This window comes from Glutamicibacter sp. NPDC088483 (genome assembly GCF_044753145.1).
GTDB lineage: Bacteria > Actinomycetota > Actinomycetes > Actinomycetales > Micrococcaceae > Glutamicibacter.
The window spans coordinates 168,514-185,137 of sequence record NZ_JBIVMP010000003.1; the positions used below are offsets into that span (position 1 = coordinate 168,514).

19 protein-coding genes are annotated in these 16,624 nt (G+C 60.9%); 13 read left to right on the top strand and 6 right to left on the bottom strand.

The window, feature by feature from the left end:
• The first annotated feature begins 12 nt into the window (after window positions 1-12).
• From ACIP6G_RS07595 to ACIP6G_RS07605, 3 genes are all read left to right on the top strand, one after another.
• A complete protein-coding gene (locus tag ACIP6G_RS07595) occupies window positions 13-333 on the top strand; it encodes a hypothetical protein (protein ID WP_400289419.1) in 321 nt (106 codons plus the stop codon).
• 198 nt (window positions 334-531) lie between these two features.
• On the top strand, window positions 532-1,743 hold the full coding sequence (rlmN, locus tag ACIP6G_RS07600; RefSeq protein ID WP_166650787.1) for a 23S rRNA (adenine(2503)-C(2))-methyltransferase RlmN: 1,212 nt from the start codon (window positions 532-534) through the stop codon (window positions 1,741-1,743).
• A gap of 94 nt (window positions 1,744-1,837) precedes the next feature.
• Entirely contained in the window at window positions 1,838-2,323 is a 486-nt protein-coding gene (locus ACIP6G_RS07605) for a carboxymuconolactone decarboxylase family protein (protein WP_365942754.1), read from the top strand.
• 49 nt (window positions 2,324-2,372) lie between these two features.
• Here ACIP6G_RS07605 and ACIP6G_RS07610 read toward each other — a convergent pair whose 3' ends face one another.
• From ACIP6G_RS07610 to ACIP6G_RS07625, 4 genes are all read right to left on the bottom strand, one after another.
• Entirely contained in the window at window positions 2,373-2,618 is a 246-nt protein-coding gene (locus tag ACIP6G_RS07610) for a hypothetical protein (RefSeq protein ID WP_105656161.1), read from the bottom strand.
• A gap of 101 nt (window positions 2,619-2,719) precedes the next feature.
• Window positions 2,720-3,199 (bottom strand): hypothetical protein, encoded by a 480-nt coding sequence (locus tag ACIP6G_RS07615; RefSeq protein WP_400289421.1) that lies wholly within the window; start codon window positions 3,197-3,199, stop codon window positions 2,720-2,722.
• Between the two features lie 12 nt (window positions 3,200-3,211).
• Window positions 3,212-4,465 carry a metallophosphoesterase family protein gene (locus tag ACIP6G_RS07620; protein ID WP_365942842.1) on the bottom strand — a complete coding sequence of 418 codons (1,254 nt, stop codon included), beginning with the start codon at window positions 4,463-4,465 and terminating at the stop codon, window positions 3,212-3,214.
• A 24-nt stretch (window positions 4,466-4,489) separates the two neighbouring features.
• A complete protein-coding gene (locus ACIP6G_RS07625; protein WP_286134044.1) occupies window positions 4,490-4,618 on the bottom strand; it encodes a hypothetical protein in 129 nt (42 codons plus the stop codon).
• 238 nt (window positions 4,619-4,856) lie between these two features.
• Here ACIP6G_RS07625 and ACIP6G_RS07630 point away from each other — a divergent pair, with 238 nt between their 5' ends.
• Both ACIP6G_RS07630 and ACIP6G_RS07635 read left to right on the top strand, forming a co-directional pair.
• Window positions 4,857-6,053 carry an aminotransferase class I/II-fold pyridoxal phosphate-dependent enzyme gene (locus ACIP6G_RS07630; protein ID WP_365942752.1) on the top strand — a complete coding sequence of 399 codons (1,197 nt, stop codon included), beginning with the start codon at window positions 4,857-4,859 and terminating at the stop codon, window positions 6,051-6,053.
• Window positions 6,054-6,157: 104 nt separating this feature from the next.
• Window positions 6,158-6,514, top strand: a complete 357-nt coding sequence (locus ACIP6G_RS07635) for a DUF2695 domain-containing protein (protein ID WP_365942751.1) — start codon at window positions 6,158-6,160, stop codon at window positions 6,512-6,514.
• A 3-nt stretch (window positions 6,515-6,517) separates the two neighbouring features.
• Here the strand turns inward: ACIP6G_RS07635 and ACIP6G_RS07640 are convergent, their stop codons facing one another.
• Window positions 6,518-7,192: a VTT domain-containing protein gene (locus tag ACIP6G_RS07640; RefSeq protein ID WP_365942750.1), complete on the bottom strand. Its 675-nt coding sequence runs from the start codon at window positions 7,190-7,192 to the stop codon at window positions 6,518-6,520.
• Window positions 7,193-7,539: 347 nt separating this feature from the next.
• Here ACIP6G_RS07640 and ACIP6G_RS07645 point away from each other — a divergent pair, with 347 nt between their 5' ends.
• Genes ACIP6G_RS07645 through ACIP6G_RS07660 form a run of 4 tightly spaced genes read left to right on the top strand, consistent with a single transcriptional unit; the run spans window position 7,540 to window position 10,962 of the window.
• Window positions 7,540-8,457: an ABC transporter ATP-binding protein gene (locus tag ACIP6G_RS07645; protein WP_105656166.1), complete on the top strand. Its 918-nt coding sequence runs from the start codon at window positions 7,540-7,542 to the stop codon at window positions 8,455-8,457.
• Complete coding sequence (locus tag ACIP6G_RS07650; protein WP_105656167.1) at window positions 8,454-9,209, top strand: ABC transporter permease; 756 nt, start codon at window positions 8,454-8,456, stop codon at window positions 9,207-9,209. Before ACIP6G_RS07645 ends, ACIP6G_RS07650 begins: the two co-directional genes overlap by 4 nt.
• Window positions 9,206-10,360, top strand: coding sequence for a histidine kinase (locus ACIP6G_RS07655; protein ID WP_365942749.1), 1,155 nt, complete (start codon window positions 9,206-9,208; stop codon window positions 10,358-10,360). The genes ACIP6G_RS07650 and ACIP6G_RS07655 overlap by 4 nt, the downstream gene beginning before the upstream one ends.
• Window positions 10,357-10,962 (top strand): response regulator transcription factor, encoded by a 606-nt coding sequence (locus ACIP6G_RS07660; RefSeq protein WP_105656169.1) that lies wholly within the window; start codon window positions 10,357-10,359, stop codon window positions 10,960-10,962. Before ACIP6G_RS07655 ends, ACIP6G_RS07660 begins: the two co-directional genes overlap by 4 nt.
• Here ACIP6G_RS07660 and ACIP6G_RS07665 read toward each other — a convergent pair.
• Window positions 10,959-11,459: a DUF456 domain-containing protein gene (locus ACIP6G_RS07665; protein ID WP_365942748.1), complete on the bottom strand. Its 501-nt coding sequence runs from the start codon at window positions 11,457-11,459 to the stop codon at window positions 10,959-10,961. The two genes, ACIP6G_RS07660 and ACIP6G_RS07665, sit on opposite strands and share 4 nt — an antisense overlap.
• A 336-nt stretch (window positions 11,460-11,795) precedes the next feature.
• Here ACIP6G_RS07665 and ACIP6G_RS07670 point away from each other — a divergent pair, with 336 nt between their 5' ends.
• The 4 genes from ACIP6G_RS07670 to yjfF all read left to right on the top strand — a co-directional run bounded on the left by ACIP6G_RS07670 (window position 11,796) and on the right by yjfF (window position 16,463).
• Window positions 11,796-12,785 (top strand): ABC transporter substrate-binding protein, encoded by a 990-nt coding sequence (locus ACIP6G_RS07670; RefSeq protein WP_105656171.1) that lies wholly within the window; start codon window positions 11,796-11,798, stop codon window positions 12,783-12,785.
• A gap of 110 nt (window positions 12,786-12,895) precedes the next feature.
• The gene (locus tag ACIP6G_RS07675) at window positions 12,896-14,458 is read left to right on the top strand and encodes a sugar ABC transporter ATP-binding protein (protein WP_400289427.1); all 1,563 of its coding nucleotides are present in this window, start codon (window positions 12,896-12,898) and stop codon (window positions 14,456-14,458) included.
• Window positions 14,455-15,477 carry an ABC transporter permease gene (locus ACIP6G_RS07680; RefSeq protein WP_332499296.1) on the top strand — a complete coding sequence of 341 codons (1,023 nt, stop codon included), beginning with the start codon at window positions 14,455-14,457 and terminating at the stop codon, window positions 15,475-15,477. The genes ACIP6G_RS07675 and ACIP6G_RS07680 overlap by 4 nt, the downstream gene beginning before the upstream one ends.
• Window positions 15,474-16,463 (top strand): galactofuranose ABC transporter, permease protein YjfF, encoded by a 990-nt coding sequence (gene yjfF / locus ACIP6G_RS07685; protein ID WP_332489088.1) that lies wholly within the window; start codon window positions 15,474-15,476, stop codon window positions 16,461-16,463. The genes ACIP6G_RS07680 and yjfF overlap by 4 nt, the downstream gene beginning before the upstream one ends.
• Window positions 16,464-16,624: the final 161 nt, after the last annotated feature.

A 16,624-nucleotide genomic window follows, 5' to 3' on the forward strand; every position in this document is an offset into this window, starting at 1 on the left:
GACTGATTGCGAATGGAGCATCTATCCGGATGGCGCCCAGTGGCGCAGGAAGTGCACATCGACAAGCAGCTCGCCAACGGCTCGGTCAGCGGAGAAGTCAGGGTTTACCTGGGTGAAACCGACCATGGCGAGTCCATCTGGGGCGAAACCTTCCAGCTGGAGGCGGTCATGGCTGGCACCGGTGATGCGGTGGCCACCCGCGAGCATCAAGATGGATTCCGGCACTGGAGCAAAGACCGACCGGCCTCTGCTACCAGCGGGCATCTGGGGGACATGGACCTTGCCGGTGCCGTGGGCAACCTCGGCCACCTGAAGGAATCCTTCAAGTACTGAACACCCGAATGCAGCAGTGCCGCGCCGCCGGTAGATTGGCGGAGCGGCACTGTTTTTGCGTGCCCAAACTCACCGCCAAATACTCGCGGATACATGAAACAATAGGTAGCAATGACTTCCATCGATTCCACCCCACTTTCCGCTGAAGAACGCAAGGCACTGCGCAATGAGCAGGCCGCGGCCCAGCGCGCCCAGCAGATGCGCATCTCCAAGTCCCGAGCCGAAGCCGAAGGCCGCGCCCAGGTCGTTCCAACCGCCGAAGGCTGGAAGCAGGAGATGGGTGCCGATGGTCGTCCAGAGCTGCAGTTCGCCACCAAGCGCCGTGTCTCCCAGCCGCCAACGCACCTGGCTGACCTGTCCCTGGCCGAGCGCCAGGCCAAGCTGAAGGAACTGGGACTGCCGGCCTTCCGCGCCAAGCAGCTCTCCGTGCACTACTTCCAGCACTACACCACCGACCCGGAGAAGATGAGCGATCTTCCCAAGGAGCGCCGTGCGGAACTGGCCGAGGCCATGTTCCCGAAGCTGCTCACCGAGGTCAAGCGCCTGGAAACCGATGATGGCAAGACCATCAAGTTCCTCTGGCGCCTGTTTGACGGCTCGCTGGTCGAGTCCGTGCTGATGCGCTACCCGGGCCGCATCACCCTGTGCATTTCCTCGCAGTGCGGCTGCGGCATGAACTGCCCGTTCTGCGCCACCGGCCAGGCGGGTTTGACCCGCAATATGTCCACCGCTGAAATCCTGGACCAGATCGTCCAGGCCAACCGCGTCATCGCCGAAGGCGGACTGGGCGGACGCCAGCACCCCGAGGAACGCGTGGGCAACATCGTGTTCATGGGCATGGGCGAGCCGCTGGCCAACTACAAGCGCGTGATGAACGCCGTGCACCGCATGGTCGCCGATGCCCCTGAAGGCTTGGGCATGGCCGCCCGCGGCATCACCGTCTCCACCGTTGGCCTGGTTCCGGCGATCCGCAAGCTGACCGAGGAGAATGTCCAGGTCACCTTCGCGCTGTCGCTGCATGCGCCGGATGACGAGCTGCGCGACGAGCTGATCCCGGTCAACTCGCGCTGGAAGGTCGACGAGGCACTGGATGCCGCGTACGACTACTACGTGAAGACCGGTCGCCGAGTTTCCATCGAGTACGCGCTGATTAAGGACATGAACGATCACGAATGGCGTGCAGAAATGCTGGCCAAGAAGCTGAACGCGCGTGGCCGCGGCTGGGTGCACGTGAACCCGATTCCGCTGAACCCGGTGCCGGGCTCCATTTGGACCCGCAGCGAACCGGATATCACCTCCAAGTTCGTTCGCCGCCTCGATGAGCTCGGCGTGCCAACCACGCTGCGCGATACCCGAGGCAAGGAAATCGACGGCGCCTGCGGCCAGCTCGCAGCCGACGGCGACAAGTAGCATTTACCGTGGAGACCAGCTTTCGCTGGTCTCCACGGTGCGTTAACGACCCCTCTTCGTGCAGGAGGTCTACGACTGCATGTATGGTTCTGATATGGCCGTTTCAGACCCGCTTTTCCTTGATAAGACCAATCCAGAGCTATGGAACTCGATTGGCAGATTTTCCAAAGATGTCGCCAAGTCCTACCGCGCAGCCGGAATCAGCGACCGCACCGCCGAGCTGGTGAACCTGCGCGTCTCGCAGATCAATGGATGTGCCTACTGCCTGGACCTGCATGCCCGCAAGGCACTGGACGCAGGGGAGAGCCTGCAACGCATCAACCTGCTGAGCACATGGGATGAATGCGGCGGCCTGTTTAGCGAAGAAGAATGCGCAGCACTAGCCATCGCTGAAGCCGCTACCGACCTGCCCAAGCCAGAAGAGCGTATCGCCGCGGTGGCATCGGCCCGTCTGGTGCTCAGCGTGGAGCAAGTGGCAGCCATCCAATGGATTGCCGCCGCCATGAACGCCTTCAACCGGATTTCGATCCTTTCCCGTCACCCGGTCAAGGAACGCGAACTGGAAAAGACGGGCAAATAGCAAAAGGCCGCCGTTTGCCCGGGTAGGGGAAACGGCGGCCAATACCAACTCAGGCGTTGGCTTTGCGCACGGCTTCGGTGTAGCGGCGTTCGAATTCTTCGGCGCTGACCACTTCTCGTTCCACGCGGAAGGAAGACTCGTCAATCCCCAGAACCGCAGCGATCAGTGAGCGGGTGTAAAGGGCGATCTTGCGTGATTTCCGGGTGGACGTCACATGGTCCAATTCCGGAACCCAGATGTTCCACCAGCCGCCTTCCTTGCCGACTACTGCCTTGAAAACGCGTTGCTCACTCATCTGCTGCCTTACTCTCTACGATGCTCTGACCAGCGTCTTGCCGTCTGCTTCAATACTCCACTACGTGCAGCCGTGGCGACAAGTCGTCGCTGCCGTGGGCACTACTTCGCCAGCGGCACGCCATCCTTGCCTACCGCGAAGCTCACGACGTCGTCATAGGCGCGTCGCTCGGTCTTTCCCAACTGGTATTCCGAATCCTGCTGGGGGAAAATGTGAACCGGGGTCAAGGTCAGTTCTGCGCCTTTCGCGGTATTGGCGATATCGATCTGCAGGTGCCCGTAGTGCAGTCCGCCGGAGACCAGCTGCGGAACGCCGTCCTCATCCTTGGCCCAGGTCTCTGGCTCGTCGGCAGGAGCTGACCACTGCGAGTGCGAGTTGAAACGCAGCGGCTCGTACTTGCCTTCGGCATTCTGCACCAGCTTCTCGCCGCGCAAGCCATCGGCGGCTACACCGACATCATACGAGTGGAAGCCGCGGCCATCCCCATCCTCGTCCACCCAGGAACGCTCGAACATTTCATCGTGGCCGGAGATGACCGCTGCCACGCCATGCTCCTCGAACATCGGAGTGTAGGCGCGCATCGCGGTGCCCGACTAATTGTCAGGGTGCTCGTGGTTCGGTGGGGTGCCGTGCACGCCGTTGGAGTAGGCCGAGTGGTGGAACTGGACCAGCACAATCTGGCCGTTGGCGCGGGCGTCGGCTAGTTGTTTTTCGGCCCAATTCCACTGCGCAGAGGCGGCATCCATGTTGGGAAGGTCAAAGTCTTGCGCGGTAGCGCCGGGGAACAGGTCCTTGAATCCCTGGACATAGGATTCGAAGGTGAACTCGCCCTGGGTGTCGGTGGACAGATTCCCTGCGGCCATATTCGTATCATCGCCAGAGAACTTCTCTCCGGAGAGCTGTCCGGTCCTGGTGTCCTCGTCCGGACGGCCGTTGGTGGAATCCAGAGTCAGCACGGTCACCGGTCCATGATCTACCCGGTAGTACGAGCCCTTGTACTCGGGGTGCTCGGGGTCCTGCGGCAAGGAGAAGTAATCCAGGAAGCGGTTGCGTGAGATGACCGCGGGGGTGCGGTCGGTTTCCGTGCCGTAGCCGCCGTTCAGCGCCGCATAGGTTTCCCAATTGCCCAAAGCTGGATGCAGCGGAACGCTGGAGGCCAAGTCCGAATGCTCGCCGGCCACATGGCCGAAGAACTCATCCCACGCCGGCTGGTATCCCGAACCCTGGGTGAGATCGCCTGCCATCATGACCAGGTCCGGATCGGCAGCTTCGATGTGCTTGAGGTTCTCGTTGAATGCGGTGGACTGGTCCAGCGGGTAGCGCAGGGTCGGTTCGCCGTTGCGGGTGGTCATGCCGAACTGCTGGTCCCATTTGGACCCCGCGCCCGGACGCTGGATGGAATCTGCGGTGTAGCCGTTGACCGGGGAGAGCTCCCACTCGCGGTGTTCGGTGCGTCCGCGTGGTTCGGTTTCAGAATCTGAGAACGCAATGATGCGCACGTTTTTCCACGCCCCGCCCTTGGGAGCTGTTTTGAAAGCCGCGCTGTGGGTTTCTCCTGATTGGGTCACGGTGTAGTTGTAGGACTTTCCGGGCAGCAGGCCCTGGAAGGTCACCGAGTGCTTGTAGTTCGAATTCGACTTCAACCACGAGCCCTGTTCCAAGCCCTCGATCTGCTGATCAAGTTCGGCCCGGGTGTATTCCATGAGATCCAGGTACTGTGGTGCGCTGCTCTGCTTCCCGGACTTTCCCAGTCCCGGTCCCGAGAGGCTTATCGTGCCCGGCTCATCGGTTTCGCTGATCCAGTTGATGGTCATCGACGTGGCAGCAGGAGCTTGGAGGTAGGGCAGTACGCGGAAACCCGGTTCTGGGGACTAGGCCGTTACCGCTGGAAGCGCGGAAGCAGCGGTTCCTGGCAGAGCAGCGGCGCTGGCTGCCGGCGCCAAGACCAACGGGATCAATACAGCGGCGGCAAGTGCGGCCGAGAGGGGCTTGTTGTTCATAGTGCGTTCTCCTGTGCGAGGTGTCGCCTGCAAAAGGCGGGTACCTTGAGGATGCCCGGGGCGCGTGCCCCAAGGGTGGATATGAGGCAAACGAAGGGTGAACTGGGTCGGTGAGCCTGCTCACCGGCTGTCTCGCGCACTAATACCAAGCTGGAGCCGATAGCCTTGAAGCAGATAGCTGAGAAGACCAAAGCGAGGGCGCTTCGGTTTTCCACGCCTGCGAAAAGAAGGACAAACAGTGCAAGCCTCCCAGCGTTCCAAGGTAGCTCCCTTTGAAGTGATGCAAATTGTTGATCAGGTCGCCACGATGCGGACCTCCGGCCACGACGTGATCTCGTTGTGCGTGGGAGAACCTGGCGGCGGTGCTCCAGCGGCCGTGAATGACCTGGCCGCGAAGCTGCATGCCGAGCATGCCGACTTCGGGTACACCTCAACTGCGGGACTGCTCGAAACCCGACAGGCCTTATCGAAGCACTACCTCGATACCTATGGCTTACAGATCCCCGCAAAGAACTTCGTGATGACCACAGGTTCCTCCGGTGCATTCCAGCTTTCGTTCTTGGCAGCCTTCGATGCTGGAGACGTGGTGGCGCTGGCCCGTCCCGGCTACCCGGCCTACGCCAATATTCTGGGTGCCCTGGGGCTGGAAGTTGTCGACCTGCCCACCGGTGCAGCGCAGCGTTACCAGCCCACCGTGCAGCTGCTTGAGGCGGCCAAGAAGGAGCATGGACGCCTCGATGGGCTGGTTGTTGCGTCGCCGAATAATCCCACCGGAACCATGTTCAGCGCAGGCGAGCTCTCGGACTTGGCCACCTGGTGCGAAGCAAATGATGTGCGGCTGGTTAGCGATGAAATCTATCACGGCATTGAATTCGTCCCAGACCGCAAGGCACATACCTCGTGGGAGTTCTCCCGCTCGTCCATCGTTGTCTCCTCCTTCTCCAAATACTGGGGGATGACCGGCTGGCGCCTGGGCTGGATGATCGTGCCCGATGAGCTAGTGCCAACGGTGGACGCACTGGCTTCGAACCTCGCCTTGTGCGCTCCAGCGACAGCACAGCGCGCGGTGGTAGCTGCCTTTGAACAGCGGAGCCTCGATGAAGCCAATGAGCGCGTGGACGAGTTCGCCCGCACCCGAGCCCACGTGTTGGAGCACTTCAGCAGCTTGGGCATCAGCGAGGCAGCTCCCGCCGATGGGGCTTTCTACCTCTACGGCCGGTTGGCCCCCGAAGTCTTGGAGCATTTCGGTTCTGCGGGCAAGTACTGCCAAGCGGTTTTGGAGCATGCGCATGTTGCGCTGACCCCTGGCGGCGACTTTGATCCGTTCGAAGGCCACCTGTTTATCCGCTTGTCCTTCGCGGCCGGATATGAGCGTGTGGCAGAAGCCCTGGAACGCGTTGCGGCTTTCCTACGGCAGAGCTTGGCAGGAAGCTAGTTTTCCACATTGGGTGAGCAATGCGCTGCGCGCGGCGCTTCAAAATGGACAGTGGATGGCAGTAACGCTTCGTTACTGCCATCCACTGTTTCAAGGAGCCACCAATGCCTGCAGTACTCGAACCTGTCGAACATGAATGCCTAGCGTGCTATTTGTATCGTGCGGTCTGCGCGCAAGGATGCGACGGGACCCATCTCTTCCTCTTGTCTTATCGCGATGCGAGCGCTCCGCGAGCTACCGCGATTGACCGGAAAATGCAGCTGCTGGGCGGATTCTGCGACTGCGAAGTGCTGGCCAATGCCATCCGCCCGATCACGCGTGAAGCGATTCAAGCCGTGGACAATGACGAAAATCTTGTCTGTAAAGGAGTACGCCGCGGCACAATCCAACCATGTGGACATTGGTTGATGCGCCGCGGCGTACAGTGGGGCGGCGGTCAGTTCCGCCGCCGAAGTGCTTGAAGATCAGTTTTCGGGGGTCTTGCTCTTCGGCTTGCGGGCCTTGAGCAGTTCAACACCAATAGGGATCACCGAGATGAGGACGATCAGGATGAAGATCAGGTCGATGTTCTCTTCGATCCAGGTGAATTGGCCCAGCCAATAACCCAGCAATGTGACGCCGATACCCCACAGGGCGGCACCGATCAGGTTGTAGAGGATGAAGGTCTTGTGGTTCATCTTCGCTACGCCAGCGATTACCGGGACGAAGGTGCGGACCACTGGAACGAAGCGTGCCAGGATCACAGCGCGGCCGCCGAACTTCTCGAAGAACTCGTGGGCCCGCTCAACGTTCTTCTGCGAGAAGAAGCGGGAATCCGGTTTCTTGAAGATGGCAGGTCCGGATTTCTTGCCAATGATGTAGCCGGTCTGGTCACCTGCGAAGGCGCAGACAAAGATCGCGGCGGCGAAGAGCCACAACGGAATTTGGATGGTGCCGGTGGCAATGAGCATGCCAACGGTGAAGAGCATCGAGTCGCCTGGCAGAAAGAAGCCCACCAGCAAGCCGGTCTCGGCGAAGACAATGGCGCAAACCAGCAGCAAGACCCATGGGCCAAGCGCGGGGTTGTTCAGGAAGACGACTGGGTTCAACCAGTCGGGCAGGAAAGCCGCGCCCATGGTTGGAGCCGCATAATCGGTCACAAGGGAAAGAAACGAAGAATGATCTAGCACAGCAAAAATCCTACGTGAGTACGCTGTGAGTTTCCCAGAGTGCCATCCGTAATCTCTGATGGGGGACAACCCGGCCACAAGGGCGAAAATCTCCAAGTTGTTCGTTGACCCGTAGTGATCATGGCTTTTCACGGGGCCAGCAACGAGAGCCGAGGGAGCATTGGGAAGCGGCAAGTTGCCAAGCTCACAGCGGGATTCGACGTAAAAGTCGGCGAGGTTGCATCGAGCCACCTGGATTCGGTCCATGACAACGGTCATGGGCAACGCATGACTTTCTGCTCTTCTGCACACCCGGCAAAGGGGGAAGACTAAGAAGCATGGAAACGCTGATTAGAACGAATGCAGTTTCGCTCAGCGGCTTGAAGAAGACCTTCTCAACGCCGCGCAGCAAAGTTGAAGCAGTCAAGGGCATTGACCTGCAGATCCAGACCGGACAGATCGTGGCCTTCCTAGGACCCAACGGAGCTGGCAAGACGACAACCGTGGACATGATCCTGGGCCTGACCCAACCCACAGGAGGGTCGGTGGAAATCCTCGGCTTGGATCCGCGCCAAGCCATCTCCGCTGGAAGGGTCTCTGCCGTCTTGCAAACCGGTGGGTTGCTGCGCGATATGACCGTCAAGGAGACAGTGTCAGTCATCGCCCACATGCATGAGCAAGCAGATCGCATTGGGCCGGTCATGGAACGCACGGGGCTGGATAAAATCGCCAAGCGGCGCGTGGGCAAATGCTCTGGCGGCGAGCAGCAGCGCATCAAGTTCGCTTTGGCTCTGCTGCCCGACCCGGATGTACTGATCCTCGATGAGCCAACTGCCGGAATGGACGTGATGGCCCGCCGGGATTTCTGGGCCACGATGCGAGAAGAAGCTACCGAAGGGCGCACCGTCATTTTCGCCACGCACTATCTGGAAGAAGCCCAGAACTTCGCAGAACGCACCGTGCTGATGAGCCAAGGCCGCATTGTCGCCGACGGCGCCACCGAAGAGCTGCGCAAGCTCATCTCCGGACGCACCGTCAGCGCTTCCTTCCCCTCGGCGGAGCATGCCGAACGAGCCGGAGCTTTTGATAATTCGGTGCAGGTAGCCGAACGCAACGGATTGCGCTTCGCTTTCCACAGCGTCGATTCGGACCGCTTCGCGGCCGCCCTGCTCGCCGACTACCAGGGCTACGACCTGGAAATTTCCTCGCCGAGCCTGGAAGAGGCCTTCATCCAGCTGACCAAGGACGCATCATGATGAGCACCTACATCCGCGTGGAATTCGCACGGCACTTCCGCGATGGGTACAACCTGATCTTCGCCCTGCTGCTGCCCGCCGCCATGTACATCCTGTTCGGCAACATCCCCAGCTACACCGAGTTCGAGCTGGGCGCAGGCAACGTGAAGTTCTATCTGATGATTTCCATGGCAGCCTACGGGGCGGCGGTCAGCACTGTGGCAATCGCCGGGACCGTGGCCACCGAAACCATGCAGGGATGGGGCAGGCAAATAGCCTTGACCAAAATGCCGCCGGCCATGTTCGTCAGCAGCAAGATGATCGTCGCGGCCACCGTAGCCGGTGCCTCGGCAGCAGTAGTCTTCGCCCTGGGCGCCGCGACTGGAGCCGAAGTGCAAGAAGGCTGGATCTGGGGAGCGAGCTACCTGATCATCCTGCTCGGCGCCATGGTCTTCGCCTGCTACGGCATCGGGGTGGGCATGGTGTTCAAATCCGAATCGGCCCTGGGCCTGGCCTCAGGCCTGATGGTGTTCTTCGCCTTCTTCGGCAATGTCTTCATGCCCCTGGAAGGAGGCATGCTCGACGCGGCCCGCTTCACCCCGATGTACGGCTATGTAGCCCTGGCCCGCTACCCGTTGCTCAAGGACATGCCCGCCGGAGTAGAAATGGCCCCGGACGCGTTGTGGATCCCAACCGCTAACCTAGTGGCATGGGCACTCATCTTCGTTCTCTTCGCGGTACTCGCCACCAGGAAGGCCAAGGCACGCCAGTGAGCCGCAAACTGCCCAGCACCGCGCCAGCGGACGATCCGCTCTGCGAGATCGACGAGGACCAGAAATTCTGGGATCGCCGAGGTTGGCTGGTCGCCGGCGTCTGGGTGATTTTCCTGGTCTTCCCGGTGCTGGACCTGGTTATCGAAGACTACGCGCTGCCCACCCGGATCATCGGCTTGGCGCTGATCGCCCTCTTCGCCGCCGTTTACCTGCAGTCCTACGCCAGGTTCTCCCAGAAGATCGGGCAGGGCGGAACCAGCGCTCGCCGGGCGCATGCGAACTTCCTGGTCCTCTGCGCGATTATCGCCCTGGGCATTCCGGTCATCGGGTTGACCGCCATGGGGCTCTTCCCCTTCATCACCTCCTTCGCGATCTTCTTGCTGAACAGGAAATGGGCCATCGCGGCCTATGCCGCGGTGCTGGTGCTCAGTTTCGCGCTGCCCATCATCTTCGGGCAGTTCATGGACGCGATCTTCCTGATCGGCCTGAACCTCGTGCTGATGGTGGTGTACGCGATTACCGTGGCCGCCATTCGGCGCTCGGCCGCAGCAGAAAAGATCCGCAGCGACTACCTGCTGGTCGCCGAGCAGGAGCGCGTGGCCAGGGACGTGCATGATGGCATCGGGCATTCGCTGACCGCATTGAATTTGAAGGCGCAGCTGGCCCTGCGCCTGATGGACCAGGAACAGTACGCCCAGGCCCGCGGAGAACTGGAACAACTCAGCGCCCTGGCCGTGGACGCGCTGGACTCCGTGCGCACGACGGTGCAGGGGCTCAGCCGCCAGGACCTGGCCGGGGAGCTGGCCGAGCTGCAGCAGGCGTGCGACGACAACAACCTCGAATTCACGGTGGCAGGAACCGCCGAGCAAGTCCCGATGCAGCTGCGTTCGCATGTGGCATGGATCCTGCGCGAAGCGGTCACCAATGTGCTGCGCCACGCGCACGCCAGCACCATCGTGCTGCATCTGGAACCCGGAAAAGTCAGCGTCGATGACGACGGGGATGGCCTGCAAGCCAGCACGCCAGGCCACGGCATCCGGGGAATGCAGGAACGCGCCAAGCAATTCGGTGCCAGTTGTACAGTAGGGGCATCGCGGCTGGGCGGAACCAGCGTGCAAGTGGCCTTCGAGGCAGAGGGGAGTGCAGCGTGATCCGGATACTCATCGCCGATGACCAGCACCTGGTCCGGGGCGCGCTGGCAGCCTTGCTGAACCTCGAAGAAGACATCCACGTCGTTGCGCAATGCGCCGATGGTGACGAGGTCGCCGCCGCACTGGACGCGCACCCTGCCGACATCGCGTTGCTGGATGTGCAGATGCCACGGCACGACGGGCTGCGCACCGCAGCAGAACTCAAGGCCAGCCACGCCGAGGTGAAGGTGCTGATCCTGACCACCTTTGACCGTCCCGGATATTTCCGCCAGGCCTTCGAAGCTGGAGCGCACGGCTTCCTGGTCAAGGATTCTCCGCCGGCCGAGCTGATTGCCGCCATCCGCAGGGTCTATTGCGGGGACAAGGTAGTGGATCCGCAGCGTGCCATGCTCAGCGTGGAGAGCCGCAGCAACCCGCTAACCGGGCGTGAGCGCGAGATCCTTTCACTGGCCGCCTCCGGCTCGCCGGTATCGCAGATTGCCTCGGCGGTGCACCTCTCGGTGGGAACTGTGCGCAACCACCTGTCCAATGCGATCGGCAAAACCAGCACTGCCAACCGCATCGAGGCCGCGCGCTACGCCCGCGAGATGGGCTGGATCTAGCGCGTGACGAAGTGGGTAACCAGGCCGATGACCCAAATGGAGGAGGCCAGCAGCACGCAGCCGAATTCCACGACGATGCCCAGGCCCATGGCCTTCAACGCAGCCCAGGATGAGCCGAGTGCGCCGGAGACTTCGCGCCGGCGCACGCTTTCACCGGCGAATAGGCCCACTGCGAAACCGACGAACATGCCGATCACGGGAATGAGGAAAGCACCGGCGATGGCACCCACGACCGCAAAGAGAATGGAACCCTTGGGGATTTGATGTTCCTTGAGTTTCTTGCCGGTCAGGATCGCAGAGGCAGACCAGCCCAGCAAGGCGATCGCCATGCCCAGGCCGGCCGCCCACCAGGAAGCACCGGAACCCAGCAGCCAGCCCCAGCCCAAAAGCGTGCCGATCGTCAGCAACGAGCCGGGCAGCACCGGGAAGATGGTGCCCAATGCCGATACGACTAGCAGCAGCCCGGCGATGATCGTGTAAATAATTTGTGCATCCACATGCCCAGTTTCGCACACTGCATCCTTACATGAGGCGCACCGTCAAGCAGGACAAGAATTCAGGGATATTTGTGCCGAATTGCCCAGCTGACGAACAAACAATTGATTAAATCCGGATAATTTCCCTCCTCTCATTGATTCCTTTTTACCTAGTCGGATATCGATTTAGATTGAAAACCGTCACCCGTTGGCAATGGAAAAAGAAATCAAAAGCCGGAAGGCTCTTCACACCCTAAATTGTTAGCGCTAACATTGTGACCATCGACACATTGTTCTGGTGCCGGAGACCATTCACTCCACCATTATCCGGCGGGGACCCACGAGGAGGAACTCACGATGAAACGACAGACCTTTTTGCGCACTGGCTTGGCAACGCTCAGCATCGCAGCTATGGCAGCCATGAGCGCATGCGCCGGCTCGGATTCCAGTGGCAGCGAAGGAGGAGGTTCGGGTTCTGAGACCATTACCATCGGTTTCTCGCAGGTTGGCGCCGAGTCCGGGTGGCGCGCGGCAAATACCAAGGACATCCAAGACACCCTGACCGAAGAAAACGGCTTCAAGCTCAGCTTCTCTGATGCCCAGCAGAAGCAGGAGAACCAGATCCAGGCTCTGCGTTCGTACATCGCGCAAGGCGTTGACGTCCTGGCCTTTTCCCCAGTGGTAGAAACGGGCTGGGATGCTGTGCTGCAAGAAGCCAAGAGCGCCAACATCCCCGTGATCCTCACCGACCGCGCCGTTGACACCACCGATGACACGCTCTTTGCCTCGTTCATCGGCTCCGACTTCATTGAAGAAGGACAGCGGGCCGGAGATTGGGTTGTGGAGAATCTGGACAAGGACCTGAAAGTTGTCGAACTGCAGGGAACCACCGGCTCAGCACCGGCCATCGACCGCAAGGAAGGCTTCGGGAAGGCCATTGAGGGCACGGACATCGAGATTATCGACTCGCAGACCGGTGACTTCACCCGTGCAGGCGGCAAGCAGGTCATGGAAGGTTTCCTGAACTCCCATGACGATATCGATTTGGTCTTCGCCCATAACGACGACATGGGCTTGGGCGCCATTGAAGCCATCGAGGCAGCCGGCAAGAAGCCAGGCGAGGACATCAAGATTGTCACCATTGATGCGGTCAAGGACGGCATGCAGGCATTGGTTGACGGCAAGATCAACTACATCGTCGAATGCAACCCGCTGCTAGGTGAGGATTTGGCAGAAATCGCCAAGAAGGTAGTAGCCGGCGAATCTGTAGAGAAGCGCATCGTCGTTGAAGACGCCGCCTTCACCCAGGATGAAGCGGCCGAGGTCCTGGCCGATCGCACCTACTAGGGACGCAGGCAAGAGCACGAGCCGGCGGGCCACAGGCTGGCCCGCCGGTTCACCACCAGGTGGCAGGACAAGCAACTCGCAGAGGCAAGTTAATGATTGATTCAACACCCATGTCACGGACTGAGGAAATCACCGTGCAGCATTCCCCTACAACGAAGCCCATCGTTCAAATGGCTGGAATTTCCGTGGAGTTCCCCGGGGTCAAAGCACTGGACAACGTTGGCTTCCGGCTTTTTCCCGGTGAAGTCCACGCCTTGATGGGGGAGAACGGCGCTGGAAAGTCGACCCTGATCAAAGCCCTGACTGGCGTGAATCCGATCGCTTCCGGAACCATCACGGTTAACGGCGACGACACCCGCTTCACCGGCCCCGCCGATGCCCGCGAACGCGGCATCTCCACGGTGTACCAAGAGGTGAATCTCTGCACCAATCTCACCGTGGCCGAAAACATCATGCTCGGCAGCGAGCCTCGCCGTTTCGGTGGTCTTGACTGGCGAACCATGCGGCGCCAGGCCAAAACCTATCTGGAGCGGATGGGGCTGAAGATAGACCCGGCCAGCTCGCTGGGGTCCCATTCACTGGCAGTCCAGCAGCTGGTGGCCATCAGCCGCGCCATGGTGGTCGACGCCAAGGTACTGATTCTCGATGAACCGACCTCGAGCCTGGATACCGACGAGGTGGCCCAGCTCTTCGAGGTCATGCGGAAGTTGCGTGATGACGGTGTGGCGATCCTCTTCGTGTCGCACTTCCTGGACCAGATCTACGCCATTGCCGACCGCATCACCGTGCTGCGCAACGGGCAATTGGTAGAAGAACGAAGGAAGGACCAGCTGCCGCAACGTGAACTGGTCTCGCTGATGATCGCTGGCACCTCCGATGCCCAAGTGGGCGGCGCCAATGAACGCACCGCCGCAACCGAACGCGCGGCCGACGCCGAACCGTTGCTGCAGGCAGTGGGACTCGGGCGCAAGGGAGCGGTGCAGCCTTTCGATCTGGACCTCTATCCCGGGGAAGTCATCGGCTTGGCCGGCCTGCTGGGCTCAGGCCGTACCGAACTCGCACGCCTGCTTTACGGAGCGGACAAGGCAGATGACGGGGTGATCAAGCTGGGCGGGAAACCGGTGAAGCTGCGAACTCCCCGGCAGGCCCTGGGCCGCAAAATCGCCTACACATCCGAAGACCGCAAGGGTGAAGGGGTTGTGGGGGAGCTGACCGTGGCCGAGAACATCATCCTCGGCCTGCAGGCAGCGCGCGGATGGATCCGCCCGCTGCCCAAGACCAAAGCCACCCAAATCGTGGACGCCTATATCAAGGCACTGGGCGTCCGTCCGGCCAATCCGAACGCCCTGCTCAAGAACCTCTCGGGCGGGAATCAGCAGAAAGTTCTGCTGGCCCGCTGGCTCGCCACCGCTCCGAAGCTGTTGCTCCTCGATGAGCCCACCCGCGGAATCGACATCGGCGCGAAGACCGAAATCATGAACCTGGTCTCCGAACTAGCTGAACAGGGCATGTCGGTGGTCTTCATCTCCGCTGAGCTAGAAGAAGTCCTGCGCCTCTCGGATCGCATCGTTGTGATGCGCGATCACGCCAAGGTTGCCGAAATTCCAAGCACTCCAGATGTGGATGTGCCACGCCTGATCGAAATCATCGCCACCGGGGAAGAAAACAAATGACCCGTATTTACAAGCATCGCCTGTTTTGGCCAGCGATTGCGCTGCTCGCGCTGCTGCTAGCCTGCACCATCAAGCGCCCGGACATCCTGGGCATCAGCGTGCTGGACGGGCACCTGTTCGGCGCCCCCATAGACATCCTGCGCAATAGCTCGCCGCTGCTGCTGGTCGCCCTGGGCATGACTCTGGTGATCGCCACCCGCGGCATCGACCTGTCAGTGGGTGCCACCGTCGCGATCTCCGGAGCCGTGGCGCTGACGTTCATCGCCAGCTCGGCAAATCCGGGATCCGCAGGTACAGCCGTCGGCGCCGTCATCGTGGCATTGGGGTTGTGCCTGATCCTCGGCGCATTCAACGGCGTGCTGGTGGCGAACTTCGGCATCCAGCCGATCGTCGCCACGCTGATCCTGATGACCGCCGGCCGCGGTGTGGCCATGCTGATCACCAACGGCCAGATCACCACGGTCAATAGCGCACCTTTCAGCAAACTGGCCTCGGGCTATGTGCTGGGCCTGCCGGTGGCCGCGCTCATCGCTTACGGCGTGTTTGCGGTGGTGGCCCTCGTGGTACGGCGTACTGCACTGGGCATGCTGCTCGAAGCGGTAGGCATCAACCCGGAAGCCAGCCGGCTCTCAGGGGTGAAATCAAAAACTCTGGTATTCACCGTCTATGTGTTGTGCGGCCTGCTATCGGGCCTGGCTGGACTGATCTTCGCCGGCAACACCATGGCCGCTGATGCCAACAATGCAGGACTGTTCATAGAGCTGGATGCCATTCTCGCCGTGGTTATTGGCGGCACGTCCCTGGCCGGCGGCAAGTTCAACCTCGCGGGCACCATGATTGGCGTGCTGATCATTACCACCCTGAGCCTGGCCGTGACCGTCCTGGGCGTTTCACCGCTGGTCACTTCGCTATTCAAAGCCATCGTGGTCATTGCCGTGACCTTGATGATGTCAACCCGGCTGCGCGCCATGCTCGGTTCCTTGCGCGAACGCCGCCGCTACCAGGAGGTGGGAGCATGAGCATCCTCAGTGTTCCGCGCAAGTCCATATCCAAATTGAATGTGGACCGGCGCTACCTGCCGGTTCTGGGCACTGTGGTCGTCTTTGGGCTGATGCTCGTCATCGGCGGAGTGCGCTACGAGAATTTCCTTTCGCCCGCTGTACTGTCCAACCTGTTCATCAACAATGCCCACCTGATCGTGCTGGCAGCAGGAATGACGTTCGTGATTCTCACCGGCGGCATCGACCTGTCCGTCGGTGCGGTGCTGGCGCTGTCCTCGGTCATCACCGCAACCATGCTCAATGCAGGGATCCCGTTGTCCCTGGTGCTGCCTATCGCGATTCTCAGCGGATCGATCATCGGCCTGGGCATGGGAGTGATGATCCAGTACTTCGAGGTGCAGCCCTTCGTGGCTACCCTGGCCGGCATGTTCTTGGCCCGCGGCCTGTGCTTCATCTTCGCCCCGGAATCCGTGCCGATCCGCAATGAGGGTTTCGTGGCGCTGTCGAGCTGGGGCGTTTCTGCGGGGCGCTGGCGGTTGACCGCCGCCGTGGTCATCGCCGTGCTGGTGATTGCCGGGTCCTGGTGGGTGCTGCACCGCACCCGTTTCGGCCGCACCGTTTACGCGGTGGGCGGCGGAGAGCAATCAGCCACCTTGATGGGATTGCGTGTGGCACGCACCAAGGTGGTTGTCTACGTCATCTCCGGCACCTGTGCGGCGCTGGGCGGAATCCTCTTCGCCATGTTCTCGCGCTCGGGCTATGCGCTGACCGGTGTGGGCATGGAACTCGACGCGATCGCCGCAGTGGTTATCGGTGGAACACTGCTTGTCGGCGGCATGGGCTTCATTCTCGGCTCGGTGGTTGGCGTGATGGTGCTGGGACTGATCCAAACCATCATCACTTTCGAGGGAACCTTGAGTTCCTGGTGGACCAAGATCGTGATCGGCGGTTTGCTGCTGATCTTCGTGGTCTTGCAACGAATTCTTACCTTGCGGCGAAATTAAGCCCGGAAGGGAAGGGCCCAGGGCCCGGTATTAGCGTACCGGGCCCTGGGCCGTATCCAGCCACCTAGCTCCAATTCGCGTACAACGAACCGGGAAGTAATAATTTCCAGCCTGGACAACAGCTTGCCCCCATTTCGCGATAGATTGCGAAGTGGGGGCAT